The sequence below is a fragment of the Rhodococcus phenolicus genome (assembly GCF_001646785.1).
Lineage (GTDB): Bacteria > Actinomycetota > Actinomycetes > Mycobacteriales > Mycobacteriaceae > Rhodococcus > Rhodococcus phenolicus.
Map to the genome: position 1 here is coordinate 1 of NZ_LRRH01000084.1, position 20,516 is coordinate 20,516.

At 67.8% G+C, this 20,516-nt stretch carries 23 protein-coding genes and 1 pseudogene; 12 read left to right on the forward strand and 12 right to left on the reverse strand.

The annotated features are described in order from the left end of the window. The 6 genes and pseudogenes from A8G15_RS21130 to A8G15_RS21155 form a co-directional block, all read right to left on the reverse strand. Window positions 1-854 (reverse strand): annotated as a pseudogene (locus tag A8G15_RS21130) (ATP-binding protein); the annotation flags it as partial. Window positions 855-1,026: 172 nt separating this feature from the next. Further along, window positions 1,027-1,632, reverse strand: coding sequence for a histidine phosphatase family protein (locus A8G15_RS21135; protein WP_068164121.1), 606 nt, complete (start codon window positions 1,630-1,632; stop codon window positions 1,027-1,029). A 73-nt stretch (window positions 1,633-1,705) separates the two neighbouring features. After that, on the reverse strand, window positions 1,706-5,023 hold the full coding sequence (gene lysX / locus A8G15_RS21140) for a bifunctional lysylphosphatidylglycerol synthetase/lysine--tRNA ligase LysX (RefSeq protein ID WP_068164282.1): 3,318 nt from the start codon (window positions 5,021-5,023) through the stop codon (window positions 1,706-1,708). Between the two features lie 129 nt (window positions 5,024-5,152). Further along, complete coding sequence (locus tag A8G15_RS21145) at window positions 5,153-5,422, reverse strand: GlsB/YeaQ/YmgE family stress response membrane protein (protein ID WP_068164124.1); 270 nt, start codon at window positions 5,420-5,422, stop codon at window positions 5,153-5,155. A 110-nt stretch (window positions 5,423-5,532) separates the two neighbouring features. After that, window positions 5,533-5,778 carry a hypothetical protein gene (locus tag A8G15_RS21150; RefSeq protein WP_068164128.1) on the reverse strand — a complete coding sequence of 82 codons (246 nt, stop codon included), beginning with the start codon at window positions 5,776-5,778 and terminating at the stop codon, window positions 5,533-5,535. Window positions 5,779-5,957: 179 nt separating this feature from the next. Beyond that, window positions 5,958-6,269 carry a WhiB family transcriptional regulator gene (locus tag A8G15_RS21155; RefSeq protein ID WP_082900051.1) on the reverse strand — a complete coding sequence of 104 codons (312 nt, stop codon included), beginning with the start codon at window positions 6,267-6,269 and terminating at the stop codon, window positions 5,958-5,960. A 413-nt stretch (window positions 6,270-6,682) separates the two neighbouring features. Here A8G15_RS21155 and A8G15_RS21160 point away from each other — a divergent pair, with 413 nt between their 5' ends. Genes A8G15_RS21160 through A8G15_RS21180 form a run of 5 tightly spaced genes read left to right on the forward strand, consistent with a single transcriptional unit; the run spans window position 6,683 to window position 9,295 of the window. Next, window positions 6,683-7,048, forward strand: a complete 366-nt coding sequence (locus tag A8G15_RS21160) for an anti-sigma factor antagonist (RefSeq protein WP_082900052.1) — start codon at window positions 6,683-6,685, stop codon at window positions 7,046-7,048. After that, window positions 7,045-7,554: an ATP-binding protein gene (locus tag A8G15_RS21165; protein ID WP_082900053.1), complete on the forward strand. Its 510-nt coding sequence runs from the start codon at window positions 7,045-7,047 to the stop codon at window positions 7,552-7,554. The genes A8G15_RS21160 and A8G15_RS21165 overlap by 4 nt, the downstream gene beginning before the upstream one ends. Then, complete coding sequence (locus tag A8G15_RS21170) at window positions 7,551-8,000, forward strand: ATP-binding protein (protein WP_245687935.1); 450 nt, start codon at window positions 7,551-7,553, stop codon at window positions 7,998-8,000. The genes A8G15_RS21165 and A8G15_RS21170 overlap by 4 nt, the downstream gene beginning before the upstream one ends. Further along, window positions 7,997-8,812: a SigB/SigF/SigG family RNA polymerase sigma factor gene (locus A8G15_RS21175; RefSeq protein ID WP_245687936.1), complete on the forward strand. Its 816-nt coding sequence runs from the start codon at window positions 7,997-7,999 to the stop codon at window positions 8,810-8,812. The genes A8G15_RS21170 and A8G15_RS21175 overlap by 4 nt, the downstream gene beginning before the upstream one ends. A 54-nt stretch (window positions 8,813-8,866) precedes the next feature. Then, window positions 8,867-9,295 carry a hypothetical protein gene (locus A8G15_RS21180; RefSeq protein WP_068164137.1) on the forward strand — a complete coding sequence of 143 codons (429 nt, stop codon included), beginning with the start codon at window positions 8,867-8,869 and terminating at the stop codon, window positions 9,293-9,295. A 33-nt stretch (window positions 9,296-9,328) separates the two neighbouring features. Here A8G15_RS21180 and A8G15_RS21185 read toward each other — a convergent pair whose 3' ends face one another. Then, window positions 9,329-9,646: a MerR family transcriptional regulator gene (locus A8G15_RS21185; protein ID WP_068164140.1), complete on the reverse strand. Its 318-nt coding sequence runs from the start codon at window positions 9,644-9,646 to the stop codon at window positions 9,329-9,331. Between the two features lie 146 nt (window positions 9,647-9,792). On the opposite strand from A8G15_RS21185, the gene A8G15_RS21190 reads away from it, so the two are divergent. From A8G15_RS21190 to A8G15_RS21215, 6 genes are all read left to right on the forward strand, one after another. Further along, on the forward strand, window positions 9,793-10,215 hold the full coding sequence (locus A8G15_RS21190) for an Hsp20/alpha crystallin family protein (protein WP_068164294.1): 423 nt from the start codon (window positions 9,793-9,795) through the stop codon (window positions 10,213-10,215). A gap of 584 nt (window positions 10,216-10,799) precedes the next feature. After that, window positions 10,800-11,216 (forward strand): anti-sigma factor antagonist, encoded by a 417-nt coding sequence (locus A8G15_RS30080; RefSeq protein ID WP_245687937.1) that lies wholly within the window; start codon window positions 10,800-10,802, stop codon window positions 11,214-11,216. Then, on the forward strand, window positions 11,213-11,710 hold the full coding sequence (locus tag A8G15_RS21200; RefSeq protein WP_082900056.1) for an ATP-binding protein: 498 nt from the start codon (window positions 11,213-11,215) through the stop codon (window positions 11,708-11,710). Before A8G15_RS30080 ends, A8G15_RS21200 begins: the two co-directional genes overlap by 4 nt. Continuing rightward, window positions 11,707-12,162: an ATP-binding protein gene (locus A8G15_RS21205; protein WP_245687938.1), complete on the forward strand. Its 456-nt coding sequence runs from the start codon at window positions 11,707-11,709 to the stop codon at window positions 12,160-12,162. The genes A8G15_RS21200 and A8G15_RS21205 overlap by 4 nt, the downstream gene beginning before the upstream one ends. Further along, window positions 12,159-12,977, forward strand: coding sequence for a SigB/SigF/SigG family RNA polymerase sigma factor (locus A8G15_RS21210; protein WP_068164147.1), 819 nt, complete (start codon window positions 12,159-12,161; stop codon window positions 12,975-12,977). Before A8G15_RS21205 ends, A8G15_RS21210 begins: the two co-directional genes overlap by 4 nt. Before the next feature lie 71 nt (window positions 12,978-13,048). Beyond that, the gene (locus tag A8G15_RS21215; protein ID WP_068164150.1) at window positions 13,049-13,309 is read left to right on the forward strand and encodes a DUF4235 domain-containing protein; all 261 of its coding nucleotides are present in this window, start codon (window positions 13,049-13,051) and stop codon (window positions 13,307-13,309) included. Window positions 13,310-13,359: 50 nt separating this feature from the next. Here the strand turns inward: A8G15_RS21215 and A8G15_RS21220 are convergent, their stop codons facing one another. Beyond that, on the reverse strand, window positions 13,360-14,199 hold the full coding sequence (locus tag A8G15_RS21220; protein WP_068164153.1) for a hypothetical protein: 840 nt from the start codon (window positions 14,197-14,199) through the stop codon (window positions 13,360-13,362). 399 nt (window positions 14,200-14,598) lie between these two features. Here A8G15_RS21220 and A8G15_RS21225 point away from each other — a divergent pair, with 399 nt between their 5' ends. Then, window positions 14,599-14,940, forward strand: coding sequence for a hypothetical protein (locus tag A8G15_RS21225; protein WP_156665502.1), 342 nt, complete (start codon window positions 14,599-14,601; stop codon window positions 14,938-14,940). 74 nt (window positions 14,941-15,014) lie between these two features. Here A8G15_RS21225 and A8G15_RS21230 read toward each other — a convergent pair whose 3' ends face one another. The 4 genes from A8G15_RS21230 to A8G15_RS21245 form a co-directional block, all read right to left on the reverse strand. Continuing rightward, on the reverse strand, window positions 15,015-15,455 hold the full coding sequence (locus tag A8G15_RS21230) for a response regulator (protein WP_068164160.1): 441 nt from the start codon (window positions 15,453-15,455) through the stop codon (window positions 15,015-15,017). Further along, the gene (locus A8G15_RS21235; protein ID WP_082900068.1) at window positions 15,452-16,999 is read right to left on the reverse strand and encodes an ATP-binding protein; all 1,548 of its coding nucleotides are present in this window, start codon (window positions 16,997-16,999) and stop codon (window positions 15,452-15,454) included. Before A8G15_RS21235 ends, A8G15_RS21230 begins: the two co-directional genes overlap by 4 nt. A gap of 74 nt (window positions 17,000-17,073) precedes the next feature. Beyond that, on the reverse strand, window positions 17,074-18,279 hold the full coding sequence (locus A8G15_RS21240; protein ID WP_068164166.1) for a PP2C family protein-serine/threonine phosphatase: 1,206 nt from the start codon (window positions 18,277-18,279) through the stop codon (window positions 17,074-17,076). Window positions 18,280-18,358: 79 nt separating this feature from the next. Beyond that, on the reverse strand, window positions 18,359-20,467 hold the full coding sequence (locus tag A8G15_RS21245) for an MMPL family transporter (RefSeq protein ID WP_245687939.1): 2,109 nt from the start codon (window positions 20,465-20,467) through the stop codon (window positions 18,359-18,361). Between the last annotated feature and the right edge of the window lie 49 nt (window positions 20,468-20,516).

A 20,516-nucleotide genomic window follows, 5' to 3' on the forward strand; every position in this document is an offset into this window, starting at 1 on the left:
GAGGTCAGCCGGTCCAGGGTAGCGGTCATGCGGGCGGTCGCTGCGGCGTTGGTCTCCTGGTACGGCACGTAGGCGCCGAGCATCGCCTGTTGCAGGTCCTTGCCGGCCTGGACGCTCGGGACGAAATCGGTGATCAGAGCGCGCTTCTGGGCGACATTGCCGAGCATGCCCTCGACCTGGCCGTTGTCGATGGAGGTGCCGCGCAGCAGCCCGAGGGTCGATTCTTCGATGTTCAGGGCATTGAGGGCCATGAGCCGTGCCGCGTCGGGGTTGGTCGCGAAGACGGCGAGCGAGGTCATCTGGTCGAGCATGGTCCGCTGCGCGTTCCACGCGGTCAGCATGTTCGTGCCGTCGGTGAGCACGTCGGTGTTCTCGGTGAGGTCGAGCAGCATGCGGAAGGTCGCTTCACACCGGATGAGGAAGTCGATGGTGCGCTTCTTCAGCTCGTCCCGCGACATGCCGCCGCCCTGGATCGTGTTGTAGAGCGCCTGCCCGTCCTCGACGAGCGCGGTCAGGCTCTCGGTGATCCTCGGGTCGAAATCACCGGCAGCCGCGTGGTTTCGCACGTTGGCCATCGACGTGGTGACCATCTCGGGGGTGATGTCGTCCGAGGTGAGACCGAGGCTGGCCGCGGTCGCGGGACTGACCACGACGTTGGAGAACTCGAACAGTGCCGGTACGACTTCCATCTGGTCCGACAACGAACCGAAGCGGCGCGCCTCGTCGAGCTGCGTCGAGACCCGCAGCGCGCCGAGCGCGATGGCCGCCAGGAGTGGAATCGCGAGCACGACGGCGAGCTTGTACGACAAGCGCCAGTTCATCAGATTGAGGGAGCGGCTCTTTCGTTGCCCCATGTGGTTGCGTCGTCCTTCCCGGGGGATGCGTCTCGGGTAGGCGGGATGGGCGCACCCTTCGGCATATCAGGTGCTCGTTATACAGGACGACAATGCCTGTTGTACATATGAGTTATATGTTCGGTTTTGCGACCTCGCAGAATCTCGTTCCGGGCACGTGATGTCCGTCACTTCAAGATCGAATCCGGAGCAGATCTCGTACGTGTCCGGTCTCGTTGATCGACGCTGCCCGCCGGGTTCCGTCCCGCGAGACCAGGACTCGGGTCACCGAGGTGTACTCGATGGGGAACTCGAGCGGCCGCCCCAATCCGAGGATGCCCTGCAACACGATGTTGACGACTCCGCCGTGGACGACGACGGCAACGGTGTCCTCGTGCGCGCAGTCCGCGACGATCCGCTCGATGCCGGCGTGCACGCGGGTGCGGAACGAGTCCTCGTCGACGAAGTCCGGCAACAGGCCGGCGCGGATGTGCTCGTACGCGGCGGGGGCGAGGTCGCGGGCGTCGTGCAGCGGGATGTAGTGATCGAGCCCGTAGTCGTATTCCGCGAGATCGACGATCTGCTCGACGGGAAGGTCCCGGTCGGCGGCGATCGGTGCGGCTGTTTCCAGCGCGCGGCGCTGCGGGCTGCTGAAGATCCGGTGGATGGGGTACGGGGTGAGCGCACCGGGCAGTCGTGCGGCCTGGGTCCGGCCGTCGTCGGCGAGTGCGGGGTCGGCAGGCCCACCGGACGCCCAGGCGGGCACGGGAAGGGCGTGGCGGATCAGGAGCAACTGCACCCGATCACAGTGCCACGCGTGCCGAGCGCTCGCTCGGCGGGGTGCGAGGTTTCACGTGAAACCACGTACCGGCTCAGCGACCGCGCGGCTTGGCGAGCGGGAAGGCCAACGATTCCCGGATGCTGCCGCCGGTGATGAGCATGACGATGCGATCGACGCCCATCCCCAGCCCGCCGGTCGGGGGCATCGCGTGCTCGAGCGCCTGGAGGAAGTCCTCGTCCAGCTCCATGGCCTCCTCGTCGCCGCCGGCCGCGAGCAGCGACTGTTCGGTCAGTCGCCTCCGCTGATCGATCGGATCGGTCAATTCGCTGTAGGCGGTACCCAGTTCGATGCCCCACGCGACGAGATCCCACTTGGCGGCGACCCCCGGTTTCGTCGGGTGCGGCCTCGTCAGCGGCGACACCGACGTCGGGAAGTCGGTGTAGAAGGTCGGAAACTCGGTGCGGGACTCGACGAGATGCTCGTACATCTCCTGCGCGGTCGCGCCGGCATCCCAGGCCGGGTTGTAGGGGATCTCGCGGTCGTCGCACAGGCGCCGCAGTTCCTCGACCGGTGTGCTCGCATCGACGTCGACGCCGAGTGCCTTCGAGATCGCACCGTGGAATGTCTCGACCGGCCACTCCCCGGAGATGTCGATCTCCACCGGTGTCCCGTCGGGGCCGGGGCGGATCAGGATCTCGCGACCGTGCGCGGCGACCGCGGCATGCTGGATCAGCTCGCGTGCCATCACCCGCATCTGCTCGTAGTCGCTGTGCGCCTCGTAGGCCTCGAGGATCGTGAACTCGGGATTGTGCTTGAAGTCCGCGCCCTCGTTGCGGAACACCCGGCCGATCTCGAAGACCTTCTCCATGCCGGCGACGCACAGACGCTTCAGATACAGCTCCGGAGCGATCCGCAGATACAGATCCAGGTCGTAGGCATTGATGTGCGTGACGAACGGGGCGGCGTTGGCGCCCCCGTGCACCGACTGCAGGATCGGTGTTTCCACCTCGAGATAGCCGCGCGCGCCGAGCCGGTCGCGTAGGGACCGCACGATGGCGCTGCGCGCGGCGAGCAGCCGGCGTGCGTCGGGGTTGATCGCGAGATCGACGTAGCGTTGCCGCACGCGAGCCTCGGGATCGACGAGTCCGCGCCACTTGTCGGGCAGCGGATGCAGGCATTTGCCGTCCAGCCGCCAGTCGTCGACGAGCAACGCCACGTCGCCGCTGCGGCTGCGTCCCATCGTCCCGCTCACTTCGACGAGGTCACCGAGGTCGAACGCGAAGCGGCGGCCGTCGACGCGGTCGCGGTCGACGAGGAGTTGGACGTCGCCGGACCAGTCGCGCAGCACCGCGAACAGCACGCCGCCGAAGTCGCGGATGCGCAGCAACCGCCCGGCGACGCGGACCGGGGTCCCTGCGGGTGCCTCGTGTGCGGCGACCGCGGTGTGGGTGGGGCGCACGGCCACCGGGTACGGATCGATGTCCGCGTCGGCCAGCGGGGCGAGTTTCGCCATGCGCACTCGCACCTGCTCGGGGCGGCGCGGTCCGGCCGGCGCACCGACGCCGGTGCTGCCCGCCGCGGTGCTCATGTCGGCGGAGGGGGCGCTGCCGTCGTCGTGCAGCAACCCGGATTCGACGAGCGACTCCGGAGCGTGATCGTGTGTTCCGGTGTGTCGCGCGGCCTTTCGTCGTCCGAAGCTGGGAACGGTCAGGAAGCCCTCGGCGATCGCGGACGCGATGCCCACGCGAGGCAGTTCCCGGTTCTCCCGGAAGCACAGGTACCGGGGAGCCCACCGCGGACGGTATTTCAGATTGGAGCGATACAGCGCCTCGAGCTGCCACCAGCGGGAGAAGAACAGCAGGATCGAGCGCCACATCCGCAGGATCGGGCCCGCCCCGATGCGCGACCCCTCCTCGAACACCGATCGGAACACGGCGAAGTTCAACGAGATCCGGGCGACACCGAACTCGTTTCCGCGCGCGGCCAGTTCCGAGACCATCATCTCCACCACCCCGTTCGGGGCGGAGGGATTGCGCCGCATCAGGTCCAGCGAGACGCCGTCGGTGCCCCACGGCACCAGCGAGAGCAGCGCGACGACCTCACCGTGAACCAGCGCCTCGACGAGGAGGCAGTTGCCGTCCAGGGAATCGCCGAGCCGGCCGAGCGCCATGGAGAAACCGCGTTCGGTTTCGGTGTCCCGCCACTCGTCCGACAGCCGGATCACCTCGGCGGTCTCGTCGTCGGTCAGATCGCGGTGCCGCCGGATCCGCACCGTCACGCCTTGTTTCCTGGCGCGGTTCACCGCCTGCCGGACGGGACGCATCTCCCTGCCGGACAGCGTGAAATCCGCGGTGTGCAGGATCGCTTCGTCGCCGAGTTCGAGCACCGACAGCCCGGCGCGGCTGTATGCCGTGGCGCCGGCTTCGCTCGCACCCATCACCGCCGGCGCCCAGCCGTAGCCGCGCGCCAGGGCGAGCCATTCGTCGATCGCGTGCGGCCACGCCTCCGGGTTGCCGATCGGGTCACCGCTGGCCAGGCACACCCCGACCTCGACGCGGTAGGTGACCGCGGCCTTCCCGCTGGGGGCGAACACCACCGCCTTGTCGCGGCGGGTCGCGAAATAGCCGAGCGAGTCGTCGCCGTCGCGGTCGAGCAGACCGCGGATCGCGGATTCGTCGCTGCCGGTGAGCGCGTTGGCCGAGCGTTGCGAGCGGAACAGGACGACGACCGCGGCCAGCAGTGCCAGTGCGCCGAGCAGGCCCAGCAGTGTGTTGACGAAACCGTGTGGGCGACCGCTGAACTGGTCGTTGTCCAGTGCGGTCAGCGCGGTCACCCGGTTGAACGCCCACAGCAGTCGTTCGTCGCCGGGCAACGAGCCGGGGAACAGTTCGACCAGACCCCAGCCGACGAGGGTCGCGAGTGCGAGTCCGGCGACGAGGACCCCGAGCGCCTTCCACACCGCTCCGCGCCGGACCCGCGTGTAGAACTGCGGATACGCGGCGACGAGGATCGCGACGACGACCACGTGCACGGCGAGCGCGACGGCCGCGTCGGGGTCGCGGTCGGTGATCGTGACGACCGCGTTGTCGATCGTGAAGGCGATGAGATAGACGGTCAGGATCCACCAGGCGATGCGTTTGCGTCCGGCCAGCGCCGCCGCGAGCAGCCCCAGGACCAGCGCGTACGAGAGACTGGTGTCCGGCGCGTCGAAATAGTAGGTGTCGATGTACTCGCGCGGCGCGTGGATCCAGTAGCGCAGGGTGGGGGAGATCGACCACAGCGCCACCATCACGGCGAATACGCCCAGGCTCGTGCCGGCCACGTGCGGGACCGAAGCGAGTCGCCCCCCTGCGGGCGCGGCCGGGAGGCGGGTGGATACGGCCGGTGGGACGGTGACATCCGCAGGCATGATCACGACGTTAGCCGCGCGGCCCGGAGCGGAAGGTGAAACCGCGGGATCGGGCAGACGCGCCGAGGGTGGGCGCCGTGACGGCGCCCACCCTCGGGGGTACTGGATTCCGGTCGGGCCGGAGCGGGGTCAGACCCGGCTGCGACCGGTGACCAGCTTGACCAGGAACAGCAGGATGCATGCACCGACCAGGCAGGTGATGAAGCTGAAGATCCAGCCGCCGCTCTCGACATCGACGCCGAACAGGCCGAAGATCCAGCCGCCGAGCAGACCACCGATGACGCCGACGACGATGTTGAGCAGGATGCCCTGCTGCGCGTCGGTACCCATCAGTTTCGAGCCGATCCAGCCGGCCAGGCCGCCGATGATGATCCAGGCGATGATGCTCAGTGACAACATAGCGTCGAGTCTCCTTTGTGCGTTATCGGTGTCGTACCGGGGAATTCCCCGTTTCGATCATCGATATACCTTGCGTCGGAATGTGTTTCGCGGTCACGAGATGGTGGTGCTCATCCGCCGATCATCATCGACGCGGTGAGGATGGCTCCGGCGGTGGCGAGCGCGACCAGGGCGCCGAGGGGCGCCGACTGTGTGAGGACGGCGGACGGGACTCCCGTCACGCCGATGCCGGCAAGGGCGAGCGAGGCGGGGAAGCCGAGTGGGTGGTCGGCGAGGGGGGCCAGGGAGTCGTTCGAGCGGGATCCGAAATCGTTCCCGCGGGACGCGATCGGCCGTTCGGCAATGTCGGCGTGCATAGTCGTCCTCTCCTGAACGGCGCTCGAATGCGCCATCGGGGGCGTACCTGCTGTCTGCCGTACGGATGCCCATTTCGCATCGGGTTCATACCCCGGAATATCCGATATCGACGATTCCGGTTTCCTCGGCGGAATTTCTTCTCCGGCGAGACCGAATTTCCGGCCGAGTCCTTCCGGGGTCAGGCGGAGGCAGGGCGCAGCGCCCGCCGTTCGGTTTCGGACAGTCCGCCCCACACTCCGTACGGTTCCCGGATCGCGAGGGCGTGTCTCAGGCAGGCCGTCCGTACCGGGCAGCTCATGCACACCGTCTTCGCAGCGATCTCGCGCTTGCGCCGGTTGCGTCGGGACTCACCGGTCGGCGCGAAGAACACCGCCGAGTCGGTTCCGCGGCAGGCCCCGTGCAGTTGCCATTCCCATTCGCTGTCGACCGGTCGCAGACGGGGATTTCGGTAGTTTCCGATTCGGTTGCTGTTCCTGACGTTCTGGGTCATTCTCAAACCTCCGGCTCGATGGGAAATTGCATTTCACTCGTTCGAACAGGTGAATACTTCTATGGCACTCGGCACGGACGTGTCAAGCAGCGAAAAATGGGTTTGAAATGCGAAAAGGATGGGTACAGGGCCCTCGCCGGATCGCGATGTATGAGATGGCTGCGATCGGGGTAAGAGGGGGCGATCGTGTGTGAATCACACCGAAGGGAGCTGTCGAACGATGCAGGACGGACCGGCAGGAATGCAGTCGGGTGCCGAGCCCTCGCTCGTGAGCGGCGTGGACGTCGCGCGGGGGCCCGCAGCCGAACCGGACGCGGCGACTGTCCAGGTCACGCCCTGTTTCGTGAGCGGAGGGCGGTCCCGTGGGTGAAGTGGACGCGGAGCGATCAGCGTCGGGTTGTAGCGTTCAGCGAATGGAAAACCCAGAAGTTGCATCCGGATCTCATCTCGGACTGGACGTGGATGTCACCGAGGGCGTGGTCGTGCTGCACGTGAGCGGGGAGATCGACGTGGTCACCGCGCCGGTGTTCGAGCGCAAGCTCGCCGAGCTGGCGTCCGTGTCCGGCGTCCCGGTCCTGGTGGTCGACCTGCTCGGCGTCCAATTCCTCTCGTCTGCGGGCCTGGCCGTGCTGATGCGCACGGCCGACGACCTCGAAGGGCGCTCCCGGTTCCTGATCGCTGCCGACGGCCCGGCCACCGCTCGGCCGATGACCCTGGTGGGGATGGCCGACGCCCTCGAGATCTTCCCGACGGTCGAAGCGGCACTCTCGACGGTATGAGCGAGCAGGGACCGCAGTTCGCCCCGCCGTCTCCGGCAGCTGCCGGGGGCGGCGTTCGCGGTGCCGTGGACCGGCCGCTGACGTTCGAGGGCGTGCAGGCCGACCCGCACGTGCTCGCGTGGGCGCGCAGGCAGCTGGCGGGGTGCGCATCCGAGCTCGGATTGCCGCCGGATACGACCGGCGACGTTCTTCTGGCGACCTACGAGGCGCTGGCGAACGTCGTGGAACATGCCTATCCGCCCGGCGAGCCGGGAACGTTCGATCTGGTCGTCGAGAACAATCGCGAGGAAGCAGTGCTCACCGTCACCATCCTCGATCGAGGGGTCTGGAAACCGGAGAGCGACAACCGCGTGACGAGGCGCGGACAGGGACTTCGTCTGATGCGCGCCTGCAGCGACGCCGTGCGGGTCGATCGTCGGGACGGGGGAACGCAGATTCAGCTGCAGTGGAACTACGGGGAGACTCGCAGGTCGCTGCCCGAACGAGAACAGCAGGTCGACCCTTGAGCCACTCACCGCTGGCGCACGCCATGTCCGACTCCGTCGCCTCCTCGCGACCGAACGCCGAACCCGTCCCGACGACGTTGTCCGTCCCCGCCCTGCACACCCAGCTCCCGATCGTGCGGATGCTGACCGAGGTCGTGGCCATGCACAGCGGCTGCACACTCGACCAGGTCTCGGACCTCAAGCTCGCGGTCGACCAGGTCTGCACGCTGCTCATCGATGCGGCCGCCCCGCATTCCGGGGTCTCGTGCTCCTACCGGGTCGTCGGTGACGACCTGCACGTCTCGGTCACCGCGACCACCGTCGCGCACTGGCGCCCGGCGTCCGACAGTCTCGAATGGCGGATCCTCGAACTGCTGACCGACACGGTCACCGCCGGGGAAGAGCCCGCCGAGTCCGGCCGGGGCACCGTGTCGACGGTCGAGTTCACCTTGGCGAAGCCCGCGTGACGGTCGCCGAGACCGGCCCGCCGGCAGGCCGGTCGCCGTCGGCGGGCACTCGGAGAATCGACGAACAGCGAGTCGACGAACTGTTCGCCGCGCTGCGCGGCTGCGCGTCCGGCGCCGAGTCCACCGCGCTCCACGAGCAGATCGTCACTGCGGCGATGCCGTTGGCACAGAACATCGCCCAGCGGTTCTCCGGGCGCGGCGAAGACATGGACGACCTGAATCAGGTTGCGTACGTGGGGTTGCTGCAGGCGATCGACCGGTTCGACGCGGACAAGGGAAGAAGTTTCGTCGCCTACGCCGTTCCCACGATCATGGGGGAGATCCGCCGCTATTTCCGCGATCACGCCTGGACCGCCCACGTGCCGCGCCGGCTCAAGGATCTGACCGTTGCCGTCAACAAGGTCACCGATGGCCTCGCGCAACGTCTGGGCCGGTCCCCGACGGTACCGGAGATCGCGGCCGAGATCGGTGCCGATCCCGCGGAGGTCATCGAGGCACTCGCCGCCCGCAGCGCGTATCAGCCTGCGTCCCTCGACACGCCGCTCGATCTCGGCGACGACGGGTCGGGCGCGACGCTCGCGGACACTCTCGGCGAGGAGGACGACGAACTCGAGAAATCCGAGCGGTACCTCGTGTTGCGCCCGCTGCTCGACCGCGTTCCGGAAAGGGAGCGTCGCATCCTCGTCCTCCGGTTCTTCAAGGAGAAGAGCCAATCCGAGATCGCGCGGGAGATCGGCGTCTCCCAGGTGCACGTCTCCCGTCTGCTGACCCGGACCCTGGCCGAGATGCGAGCGCGACTCGGCGAGGAGTGATTGACATGTGCGGCCTGTGGGTATGAGGTCTCGTACCCCAGACGAGGAGGGCCCATGAAGAAGATCATCGCCGCCGCACTGGTTGCATCCGGAGCCGTGCTGTCGCTGGCCGCCTGTGGAGACGACGACTCCGATTCCGCTTCGGTCACCAACGACAACTCCGTCGAACAGCCGACCTCGGCCGAGGAGACGACCGCCGCCGAAACCTCGGTCACCTCCACGGAACAGCTGGGGACGTTCGACCAGGCCAAGTTGTCCGCCTTCGTCGTCGCGTTCCGCACCGGGTATTCGGACCTCTCGGAGAACCGGGACGATGCGAGCATCGAGAACATCGTGATCACGTCGTGCAACGACCTCGCCAACGGTGTCGACGAACAGCAGGTCACCGAGAAGATCGTGACGCTGGCCGCCAACAACGAGGCGCAGCCCACCCCCGAGCAGGCCGAGCAGATCTACGACCTCGTCACGCCCGCCTGCCCCTGATACAGCCTCACTCTCCGGCGCGGCTGTCTCCGCTCACGTCCGTTCGTGACGTTTCCGGAGGCGGTCGCGTTCGGCCGTGAGTGCCGTGTTCGCGTCCTCGAGTTCGAGGATGCGCGCGATCCCGGCGAGATTGACGCCCTGACCAGACAGTCTGGTGATCCGTTCCAGCCGGGCGAGATCGTCCCCGCTGTAGCGGCGCGTGCCACCGTCGCTGCGGGCCGGGGTGAGCAGGCCGTGCTGTTCGTACAGGCGCAGGGTCTGGATTCCGACGCCGGCCAGCTCTGCGGCGACCGAGATCGCGTACACGGCCTTGGCCGACCCGGGCAGGTGGTCGCGTCGATCCGGGTCCATCACGTTCCTCTCTGATCGGTGCTCAGATTACCTGATATCACCTCTTGCACTCTCCTGTCAGGAGTGCTAAATAATATCTGTGTCAGATGACATAGGTTATCTGAGTTCCCTTCAAGTGAGAATGGAGTGAACCGGAGGTGGCGACCATGTTGATGCGCACCGATCCTTTCCGCGACCTGGATCGTTTGACCCAGCAGGTGTTCGGGACGCCGGCACGTCCGGCGGTGATGCCCATGGACGCGTGGCGTGAAGGCGACGAGTTCTTCGTGGAGTTCGATCTCCCGGGCATCGACGCGAACTCCCTGGATCTCGATGTCGAACGCAACGTGATCACCGTCCGGGCCTCGCGGCCCGAGCTGGACCAGGGACGATCCATGATCGCTGCGGAACGCACCCGCGGGGTGTTCAGCCGGCAGCTGTTCCTGGGGGAGAACCTCGACACCGACGCGATCCGCGCCGACTATCGCGACGGTGTGCTGCGCCTGACGATCCCGGTCGCGGAGAAGGCCAAACCCCGCAAGATCGAAATCGCGCGCCACGATCACGAGCAGCAGGCCATCGACGCCTGAGCCGACCGCTCGAGTCCGGGGAGATCCGATGACGACCGTCGCATTTCCTGATCTGTCATGGCTCGACGACCTGCAGGGCAGGCGGCCCGCACCGATACCGCCCACCCAGCGAAGTCCTCCGCACGGAGTGCCGGCACCGAGCCGCTCACCGAAAGCGAGGTGATGCCCGTCGCATCCACATGTGCTCCTGTAATCCGTCGTGTCTTTCTGCCCGCGGGTGGGTCCGGACGACTCGTGTCTCCGGGCCCACCCGAACTTTGTGGTCACTGCCGTATAGGCACGCCTTCGAGACTTCGAGGCGACGACCAGGGCGAACCGGCATCCAACCGGGCGGCTCGACCGAGCGGGAGCGGAATTTCCGGAAGAAGAGGAATGAGAGGCCCGCGATGTGGGTATCAGGGGGCCGATTCCTGTGGCACGAAGGGTGGAACGATGCAGACGAGGCAGGGGAAAGCGCCATGGACGGCCGCTCGCCGGTCGATGGTCAAGAGCATGTACGCGTTGTACGGAGTCTCGTACTTCCGCGGTCCCGCTCCGGAAGCCGGTTCACGGGCGCGCACGCAGCAGGCAGGAGGAACCGTCTCGTGGGTGTAGCGGATCCCGAACGCGTATCGACCGGTGACGCCGGCCGGGCGAGCGAGGTGGCCGAGGGCGCGCCGGGCTCGCCGTTGAGCCTGGACGTCGACTTCATCGAAGGCGTCGCGGTGCTGCACGCCGGTGGCGAGATCGATGTGGTCACCGCTCCGGTGTTCGAACAGAAGCTGAACGAACTGGGTGCGATGTGCGGCACGTCCACGCTGGTCGTGGACCTGCTGGGGGTCCAGTTCCTGTCGTCGGCGGGGCTGGCGGTTCTCATGCGTACCGCCGACGATCTCGAAGGCCGCTCCCGCTTCCTCGTCGTTGCCGACGGCCCGGCCACCGCGCGTCCGATGACGCTGGTGGGCCTGACCGAGACTCTCGAGGTGTTCCCGACCGTCGAAGCAGCCCTGTCGACGGTATGAACGAACAGGGACGACAGACTGCGTCTCCGCCGCCGGCACAGCCCGGCGGCGGGAGCGATCGACGTCTCTGCCTCGACGAGGTTCGCGCCGACCTGACCGTGCTCGCCCCGATCCGGCGCCGGTTGGCGGAGTTCGCGCGCGAGATCGGACTCTCGGCGGACATGACCGGGGACATGCTCCTGGCGACCTACGAAGCGCTCGCCAACGTCGCCGAGCACGCCTACCCGCCGGGGGTGGAGGGAACCTTCGATCTGTGCGCGGACGATCGTCCCGACGAGGGTGTTCTGATCGTCACGATCGTGGATCGAGGACGATGGAAGCCGGAAGTCGACAACAGCCGTGCCCGCCGGGGACGGGGCGTGCGACTGATGCACGCGTGCACCGACAGCGCCCGGGTCGACACGGGCAGCGGCGGAACCAGAATTCATCTGCAGTGGAACTACGGAACGGACCGCACTTCCCTGCCCGAGCCGGAACAGCAGGTAAAACCTTGACACAGACCGCATCTCATCCGATCGCGGCGGAAGCCGATCCGGGTCCGGGCCCGATGTCGACCGGCGACGGGATTCCCACGACGTTGTCGGTTCCCGCGCTGCACGCCCAGCTGCCGGTCATCCGCATGCTCACCGAGGTGGTGGCGATGCACAGCGGGTGCACGCTCGACCAGGTCTCGGACCTGAAACTGGCGGTCGACCAGATCTGCACCCTCCTCATCGATGCGGCCGCGCCCGCCAGCGAGATCACCTGCCGATTCGACGGCGCCGGCGAGGTGTTCCGCATCGAGGTCACCGCGACGACGATCGCACCGTGGCGACCTGCGCCGGACAGTCTCGAGTGGCGAATCGTGGAGCTGCTGGCAGACACCCTGTCCGCGAGCGAGGAGCCTGCGCCGACCGGTGAGACAGCGGAATCGAGGGTCGAGCTGAGCATCGGGATGCCGGCATGACCGTCGCCGAACTCGATTCGCCGTCCGCCCGGACGGGCCCGGCGAACAACCGCAGAATCGACGAGCAACAACTCTCGGACCTGTTCACCGCCTACCGTGCCTGTCCCGCCGGTTCCGCGCGGGCCACCGCCCTGCACGAGCAGATCGTCACGACCGCGATGCCGTTGGCGCAGAACATTGCTCAGCGTTTCTCGGGCCGCGGCGAGGACATGGACGACCTGAACCAGGTCGCGTACGTCGGGTTGCTGCAGGCGATCGACCGGTTCGACGCCGAGAAGGGGCGGGGGTTCGTGGCATACGCCGTTCCCACCGTCATGGGCGAGATCCGACGTTACTTCCGCGACCATGCCTGGTCCACGCACGTACCGCGGCGGCTCAAGGATCTGACCGTCGGCATCAACAAGGTCACCGACGATCTGGCGCAGCGGCTGGGCCGGTCCCCGACAGCCGCCGAGATCGCCGCCGAGATCGGTGCCGAAACCGGGGAGGTGATCGAGGCTCTCGCCGCTCGCAGCGCGTATCAGCCTGCCTCCCTGGACACTCCGCTCGACCTGTCCGACGACGGTTCGGGTGCGACGCTGGCGGACACGCTCGGCGAGGAAGACGGCGAACTCGCGAAGTCCGAGCGGTACCTCCTTCTCCGGCCGCTGCTCGAGCGGGTCCCGGAGCGGGAGCGCCGAATCCTGATGCTGCGCTTCTTCGAGGAGAAGAGCCAGTCGGACATCGCGCGCGAGATCGGTGTCTCCCAGGTCCACGTTTCCCGGCTGCTGGCCAGGACCCTGGCCGACATGCGGTCCCGGTTGCTCGAGGAATAGGCCCAGTCCACTCACCGGAGACGGGACCGGAGAAGCGGGCCCGCTGCTTCGCGACAGGAAGAGAACCATCGATGACGAACCCCGCTCGGAAGATCCTGTACAAGACCCTGTCCACGGCCACCGGCGTGCTCGGCGGTGTGCTGGCCGGACTGGCGTTCCGCCAGGTGTGGATGCGACTCGGCGACGGCGACACACCGCCGGATCCCAAGGACCTGTCCCAATCGAACCGCGAGGTGCTTTTCGCCGCGGCCCTGCAGGGTGCCGTGTTCGCCGTCGTCAAGGCGGCCGTCGACCGTGCCGGGGAACGCAGTTTCCGAACCCTGGCCCGCTGAACGATTCCCCCGGCCGGGCCGGTTCGACCCTGCCCGTCCGGGGGCCTGCGTCACCGCAGTGCGGCGAGCTCGTAGCCCGTGGCGAACTGCTGCGGACCCAGCAGACGATGGGCGGCGTAGACCGTGAACAGGGGCGCAGCCGCTCCGTGCAGCATCAGAGGCTGCGAATTCCGGAACTCGAAGACCACGCGCCCGCTCAGCGGCTCCGGATGGAAAGCGGTGACCGTGGACCAGTCGAAGTGCATCACCTGTCCCCGTACGAACGCGATCAGCCCGTAGCCGGATGCCATGACGTGCACCTGCTGGTGCTCCCGCCACTTCTGGGCTGCCGCGGCGGCGGCGGCGGATCGTCTCCGCGCGTTGCCGATCATCGATCCGACCGCCATCCCCACCCCGATCGCTCCGGTCCCCACAGCGACGGTGTGCACATACGATCCGTCGCCTGCCGAGACGTAGCGGGCGTACCCCACGGGCGCCTGGACGTGCACCTGTTCCTCGGGCCGCAGGACCACCGGGCCGCACGGCTGAGGTGCCAGCGGGGTGCCGATGCTCAGATGCCGGTAGAGCGCGCGGGCAGCTGCCCACTGGCGCTCCACGTCGTCGCGGTGGCGCCGGGCCGCCGCCTGTTCGGCGGGCCATCCCTTCCAGCGCCAGCTCAGGCCGGCGAGCGCCAGGCACAGGGCGACGATCGTCAGCGGCGGTCCTCCGAGTAACGCGAAGCTCGCGAGCGTCGACGTGTCGCCGGTCTTGGTCGTCGTGTCGACCCCGATCGCAGCCGCCACGGTGCACAGCACCCCTGTCATGGCGACGAATGCCCATGTGATCCATCGGCGTTCGCGTTCCCACACGAAGCGTGAACCTCCGCTCGGGCCTTTCCCCTCGCTGTTCATCGATCCCCCTCGATATCCATGGGTCGAATGCTATTGCTGCCGATCCGGCCACCCGCACGGGGCCGGACGCCGTCCCGGGTGCCCTCGTCCCCGGCCACTCGCGTCTCGGCTGTGACATGGAACACATCCTGAAACCTCGGAGCCGCCCGGCGCATCGAACCTGGGACGAATCGAATACCTCGCGGGGTGGGGAGGAGTGCGTCGTAGGATGCCGGCCCGACCGGTTCGATCCGTCGCGAGAACCGTCGGCCGCCATCGGCCGGCGACGTGGACACCACGTAGGTGAACGAGCCTGTCGCGGTGCACGTTCGGATATCCACGCATCGAAAGTCCATGTGGTGCACGGCTGTCGGAGTCGACATCTGTGCGGGCGTGGACGAGCTACCGGAGAGGAATGCTGTGAAGCGCACCTTGAAATTCATCACTGCTGCGGCAGTCGTACTCGCACCCACGCTGGGCGCGATGCCCACCGCCCAGGCCACGCCGCTCGGCTGCGCGGGCGGGTATCTGGCCCTGGGTGCCGCGGGGGCGGGCTCGATGACCGGAGCCGGCACCGTGCCGTCTCTTCTCGGCGCAGGCGCGGCCACCGCCGTCATCTTCGATCAGTGCGGGATGATGCCGGAAGAGGGGGTTGTCATGGATATCCCCGCCGGTGCCACCTGCGTCGAGATGAGCAACCCCGACAACCGGGTTCCCTGTCCCGGACAGGCACGTGTGTATCCCGGACCGATGACTGCGTGACCGGTCGGGCCGCTACACCGTCCCGGGGGTAGCGGCCCACGCCGTCGGACGCCGCCTTCGCCGGGCGGGTCGGATCAGTGTCCCGGCAAGCGCACGACCTGGACGAAGAAGTTGTCGATCTGCCGCACCGCCGCGATGAACTGGTCCAGATCGACCGGCTTCGTGACGTAGGCATTGGCATGCAACTTGTAACTGCGGACGATGTCCTCCTCGGCACCGGAAGTGGTGAGGATGACGACCGGGATGTCCGCGAGATCCTGGTCGGACTTGATCTTCTCGAGCACCTGCCGTCCGTCGTACTTGGGGAGGTTCAGGTCGAGCAGGATCAGGTCGGGACGGACCGCATCGACGAATTCGCCCCGCCGGTACAGGAAGTCCAGCGCCTGTTCCCCGTCGCGCACCACGTGCAGGGTGTTGCCGACCTTGTTGAACTCGAAGGCCTCCTGGGTCATCAGGACGTCTCCCGGATCGTCCTCGACGAGCAGGACGTCGATGGCGTGTGCTTCGGGGTTCATGGGTTCGTTCCTTCGGTGGTGGCGGCTGTGGGGGCGGGCTGCCCGGACACGGTGACGAGGCCCTCGGTGGCGGGCCGGGCGACGGGCAGAGTAAAGCAGAAGCGGGCGCCGGTGCCGGAATCCGGGTCGAGCCGGATGTCTCCGCCGTGGTACTCGACGATCTTCTTGCACAGGGCGAGCCCGATGCCGGTTCCCGAGTACTCCTCGCGGGCGTGCAGCCGCTGGAAGATGACGAAGATCTTCTCCGAGAACTCTTCCGGAACTCCGATTCCGTTGTCCTGGACGCAGATCCGCCACATGTCGTCGGATTGCTCGGCGGTGACGGTGATCCTCGGTTCGGTGTCGGGCCGGGTGAACTTGAGGGCGTTTCCGATGAGGTTCTGCCAGAGCATCGACAGCAGCGTCGGGTCCCCTTCGATCTCCGGGAGCCGCTCGGGCCGCTCGATGTGGGCGCCGGATTCCTCGATGACGGAACCGAGGTTCGCCAGGGCCTTGTCGAGGGGCCGGTCCAGCGGGATCCGCTCGAAGTCGCTCCCGACCCGTCCGACCCGGGAGAACGCCAGCAGATCGTTGATCAGCGCCTGCATCCGGCGTGCGCCGTCGACCGCGAAATCGATGTACTGGCGGCCGCGGTCGTCGAGCTCGTTGCCGTAGCGTTTCTCGAGCAACTGGCAGAACGATGCGACCTTGCGCAGCGGCTCCTGCAGGTCGTGGGACGCAACGTAGGCGAACTGCTCGAGGTCCGCATTGGACCGCCGCAGCTCCTCCGCCGTGGCGTCGAGCTGGCGGGTCTGCTCCTCCAGTTGCCGCTGCCGGTCGCGGACCACGTCCAGTTCGGCGACGATGCGCCGGCGCATCCCCTCGATGTCGGTGGCGAGGGAACGGATGTCGGCGGGACCGCGGCCGCCGTCGACCCGATGCTCGAACTCGCCCTGCGCGACCCGGCGCGAGGACGCCGACAGCCGTGCGAGCGGGTTGGTGACGGCGATGCGCACCAGCACCGCGAAGACGGCTGCCGCGATCACCAGCACGAGAGCGAGGACCGTGAACACGGCGTTGCGGATCGCACGCATGTGATCGATCTGTGCCCGCGCGTCGGCCACCGCCTCGGTCAAATGCAGGTTCTGCTGGTCGAAGCCCGCGCGGACCTCGTCGAACAGGTCCCTGCCGCGGTCGTAGAACGCCGGGTCGGGTGCCGTACCGGCGAGCAGGGGTTCGGCGAAGCCGGACCGCCAGTCCTGCGCCGCCGCGTCGATGGCGTCGAGATCGGCGAGCAGGTCGGGCCAGTCATGGAGCAGTTCCCGGATCCGGGTCTCGGACTGCTCCTGGGCCTGCACGCCGTCCCGGTAGGGGGCGAGGAAGGTCGCGTCCCGGGTGAGGGCGTAGCCGCGCACACCCGTCTCCTGGTTGACCAGCGCGGCCTGCAGTTGGTAGACGGTCGAGCGGGCGGGCATCAGGCGATCCGTCAGATCGTCGGTCACCCGCGAATTCGCCGAGAGCGCCGTGGCGCCGGCCGCCGAGCCCGCGATGACGAGCAGCGTCATGATCGCCAGGATCAGATTGAACCAGCCCTGCACCGTCAGTTTCGTGCCGCCGGGATTCTGCGGAATCGAAGTCGTCACGCGCGGCCTTCCTCGGTGGCCCACTGCACGTGCAGGACCGCGACGTCGTCACTGAGCCCGTCGTGCGGTGCGGCGAGCGTCTCCACATGCGCGATCAGGGAATCGACGAATTTCTCCCCGCTGCAGGCGCTGCCCAGGGAGCGCGCATACGCCAGCAGGCCCTCCTCACCCAGCCGGTCCTGCTCGTCGACCCGCGCCTCGAACAATCCGTCGGTGAACAGTACGAGCGCGGTCCGCTCGTCGACCTCGAGCGTGGTCTTCCGCCAGGTGCCGCTCTGCCTGCGCAGGCCGAGGGCGGGGCCGCCGGGTACCTCGAGCCACTGGACATCGCTCGGTGTGCGCAGCAGGATTCCCGGATGGCCGGCACGCACAACCTCGATGGAGCGGCGATCCGGGGCGAGGACCACGCTGGTGGCGGTGGCGAAGACGTGCGACCGGGGTCTTTCGGCGACGAGCACCTGTTCCAGCGTACTCATCGCCGTCTCTGCGTCGACGCCACCGAGAACGAGTGTGCGCCAGGCTATTCGCAATCCGACACCGAGAGCCGCCTCGTCGGCGCCGTGCCCGCAGACATCGCCGATCAGCACGTGGACGGTACCGTCGCCGGACTCGACGACATCGAAGAAGTCGCCGCCCAGCAGGCCGCCCGCCCGGCCGGTCCGGTATCGGGTCACCACGTCCACGCTCTCGCTGCGCAGCAGCGGAACCGGAAGCAGACCGCGCTCGAGGCGGGCGTTCTCACGGGAGCGCTGCTCGCTCGCCCGCAACGCGGCGGCGGCCTGCTCGGCGCGTTTACGTTCGATCGCGTAGCGCACCGAGCGGGTGAGCAGTTCCGCGTCCACGACGCCCTTGACCAGGTAGTCCTGGGCGCCTTCGGCCACGGCGGTGAGCCCGGCCTGTTCCTCGGCCAGTCCTGTCATCACGATCACCGGCACCCCGGCGGCGTACCTCTGCACGGCCCCGAGTGCGTCGAGTCCGTGCGCGTCCGGAAGGTTCAGGTCCAGCACGATGCAGTCGGGCAGGCTTTCGCCGAGCCGGGTGCGGGCTTCGTCGAGTGAACGAGCCCACGTGATGGCGAATTCGATCATGGCGTCCGACGCCATCTCCTCGACGAGGACAGCGTCCCCCGGATCGTCCTCGATCAGCAGGAGGGTCACCGCGGCCGCTTCGGACCGGCCGAGGCCACCGTCGGAGTCGAGCACATTTCCTCCTGCAGTCGTCGTGCAACGTCCGCCGGGCCCCACGGACCCGGCGAACGTTGTGAACCATACGAATCTATCGTTACGTGACCCGTTCGTGATCCTCAGCCGCCTCGACGGAGTCCGCTCCGTCCCGCGAGGCGAGCCTGCTGGGCCACCAGATTCGCTTGCCGATGTCGATGGTCAGCGCCGGCACCAGCAACGACCGCACGATCAACGCGTCGAGCAACACGCCGAACGCCACGATGAACGCGAGCTGTCCCAGGAACAGTAGCGGAATCACCGCGAGCGCCGAGAACGTCGCAGCCAGGACGACCCCCGCCGACGTGATGACGCCGCCGGTCACCGTCAGCGCACGCAGCGTGCCCTCCCGGGTTCCGACCCGCGCGCTCTCCTCGCGGACGCGGGTCATGAGGAAGATGTTGTAGTCGATCCCGAGTGCGACCAGGAACACGAACCCGAACAGCGGCACCACCGGGTCCGCGCCCGGGAAATGGAACACGTGGTTGAACAGCAGCGACGCCACCCCGAGCGTCGCCGCATACGAGACGATGACGGTGAGCATCAGCAGCACCGGTGCCACGATCGCCCGCAACAGCAGGATCAGGATCAGCAGCACCACCGCCGTGACCACCGGGATGATGACGGTGCGGTCGCGCGTGGCGGTGTCCTTCGTGTCGAGATCGACCGCAGTGGTGCCGCCGACGAGCGCGTCGGCATCCGGCACGGCGTGCACGGCGTCACGGATCCGTTCGACGGTGCGTTCGGCCTCGAGCGAATCGGCGGGATCGGACAAGGTGGCCTGCACCGCGACGCGACCGTCGACGACGGTCGGCGTCCCGTCGGGACCGGTCACCGGCGTGACGGTCGTGACACCCTCGACCCGGGCCGCCGAGGTGACCGCGCCGAGGGAGTTCTCGCGTGCGACGACGATCGTGGGCGAACCGGTGCCTGCATCGAAGTGCTCACCGAGGATCTGCTGACCGGACGACGAATCCGTCTCGAGCAGGAACACATCCGACGACGCGACACCGCCCGCCTTGAACTGCGGCAGCAACAGTGCGAACCCGACGAGGACGATGCTGCACACCATCCAGATCGGACGCGGATTGGCACCGACCTTCTGCGCGATCGAATTCCAGAACCGGTGCGCCGAAGCGAGATCACCTCGGTCCGCATCGGGATCCACCTTCGGCCGGGTCGGCCAGAACGCGGTCCGGCCCAGCAGCACCAGCGCGGCCGGCAGGAACGTCATCGACGCGATGAACGACGCGGCGATCCCGATCGCCGCGACAGGCCCGAGACCGCGGTTCGAGTTCAGGTCCGACAACAGCAGGCACAGCACACCCGCGATCACCGTCGCGGCGGACGCGGCGATCGGTTCGAGCGTCGAACGCCACGCGGTGCGGATCGCCTCGTACTTGTCCTCGACCGAGCGTAGTTCCTCGCGGTACCGCGCCACCAGCAACAGGGCGTAGTCGGTGGCGGCACCGAACACCAGGATGAACAGGATGCCCTGGCTCTGCCCGTTGAGCGCGATCGCGCCCGCATCGGCGAGCAGATACACCGCGAGGCCGGCCAGAGCGAGCGCGAAGATCGCCGACACGATCACGACGAACGGGAGAATCGGGCTGCGGTACACGGCGAAGAGGATCAACAGCACCACGCCACCCGCGACCAGCAGCAACATCCCGTCGATCCCGGCGAACGCGGAGGACAGGTCGGCGATCTGCCCGGCCGGGCCGGTGACGTGCACGGTCAGCCCGTCCGGCGGAGACGCCACCCGCTCGCGCAGCTCCTCCACCGCCTCACCGACGTCGCTGTCGCCGTCGATCGGCACGATCAACTGGGCGGCCCTGCCGTCCTGGGAGGGGATCGGCGGCGGACCCACCGATTCGGCTGCGAGGAACGCCAGGTCCTCGGGGGTGATCCCGGAATCACGCTCCGCGACGACGATCGCCGGCACGGCGTTCGTATCGGTGAACTCCGCATACAGCTGATCCGCCCGGGTCGACTCGGCCGACGCCGGCAGGAACGCGCTGTTCCCGTTCTGCGCGACCTCGCTGAGCTTCCCGGCGAACGGGCCGCCACCCCCGGCGATCGCGAGCCACACGAGCAGCAGCAGGGCGGGCAGGAGCCATCGCAGGCGCCGCGTCGGGCGCTTCGGTGGTGTCGAGGTCGTGGTGGTCAAGCGTTCCTCCTGGAGTCGGTGGCCCCTCGCAGTGTGAACCATCGTGCCC

What these genes read in the sequence shown, in the direction of transcription:
- A8G15_RS21220 (WP_068164153.1), bottom strand. Translation starts at nt 14,199, where the DNA reads ATGAACAGCGAGGGGAAAGGCCCGAGCGGAGGTTCACGCTTCGTGTGG.
- A8G15_RS21210 (WP_068164147.1), top strand. Translation starts at nt 12,159, where the DNA reads ATGACCGTCGCCGAACTCGATTCGCCGTCCGCCCGGACGGGCCCGGCG.
- A8G15_RS21215 (WP_068164150.1), top strand. Translation starts at nt 13,049, where the DNA reads ATGACGAACCCCGCTCGGAAGATCCTGTACAAGACCCTGTCCACGGCC.
- A8G15_RS21160 (WP_082900052.1), top strand. Translation starts at nt 6,683, where the DNA reads ATGGAAAACCCAGAAGTTGCATCCGGATCTCATCTCGGACTGGACGTG.
- A8G15_RS21145 (WP_068164124.1), bottom strand. Translation starts at nt 5,422, where the DNA reads ATGTTGTCACTGAGCATCATCGCCTGGATCATCATCGGCGGCCTGGCC.
- A8G15_RS21185 (WP_068164140.1), bottom strand. Translation starts at nt 9,646, where the DNA reads ATGGACCCGGATCGACGCGACCACCTGCCCGGGTCGGCCAAGGCCGTG.
- A8G15_RS21200 (WP_082900056.1), top strand. Translation starts at nt 11,213, where the DNA reads ATGAACGAACAGGGACGACAGACTGCGTCTCCGCCGCCGGCACAGCCC.
- A8G15_RS21150 (WP_068164128.1), bottom strand. Translation starts at nt 5,778, where the DNA reads ATGCACGCCGACATTGCCGAACGGCCGATCGCGTCCCGCGGGAACGAT.
- A8G15_RS21165 (WP_082900053.1), top strand. Translation starts at nt 7,045, where the DNA reads ATGAGCGAGCAGGGACCGCAGTTCGCCCCGCCGTCTCCGGCAGCTGCC.
- A8G15_RS21180 (WP_068164137.1), top strand. Translation starts at nt 8,867, where the DNA reads ATGAAGAAGATCATCGCCGCCGCACTGGTTGCATCCGGAGCCGTGCTG.
- A8G15_RS21235 (WP_082900068.1), bottom strand. Translation starts at nt 16,999, where the DNA reads ATGACGCTGCTCGTCATCGCGGGCTCGGCGGCCGGCGCCACGGCGCTC.
- A8G15_RS21230 (WP_068164160.1), bottom strand. Translation starts at nt 15,455, where the DNA reads ATGAACCCCGAAGCACACGCCATCGACGTCCTGCTCGTCGAGGACGAT.
- A8G15_RS21155 (WP_082900051.1), bottom strand. Translation starts at nt 6,269, where the DNA reads ATGACCCAGAACGTCAGGAACAGCAACCGAATCGGAAACTACCGAAAT.
- A8G15_RS21190 (WP_068164294.1), top strand. Translation starts at nt 9,793, where the DNA reads ATGTTGATGCGCACCGATCCTTTCCGCGACCTGGATCGTTTGACCCAG.
- lysX (WP_068164282.1), bottom strand. Translation starts at nt 5,023, where the DNA reads ATGCCTGCGGATGTCACCGTCCCACCGGCCGTATCCACCCGCCTCCCG.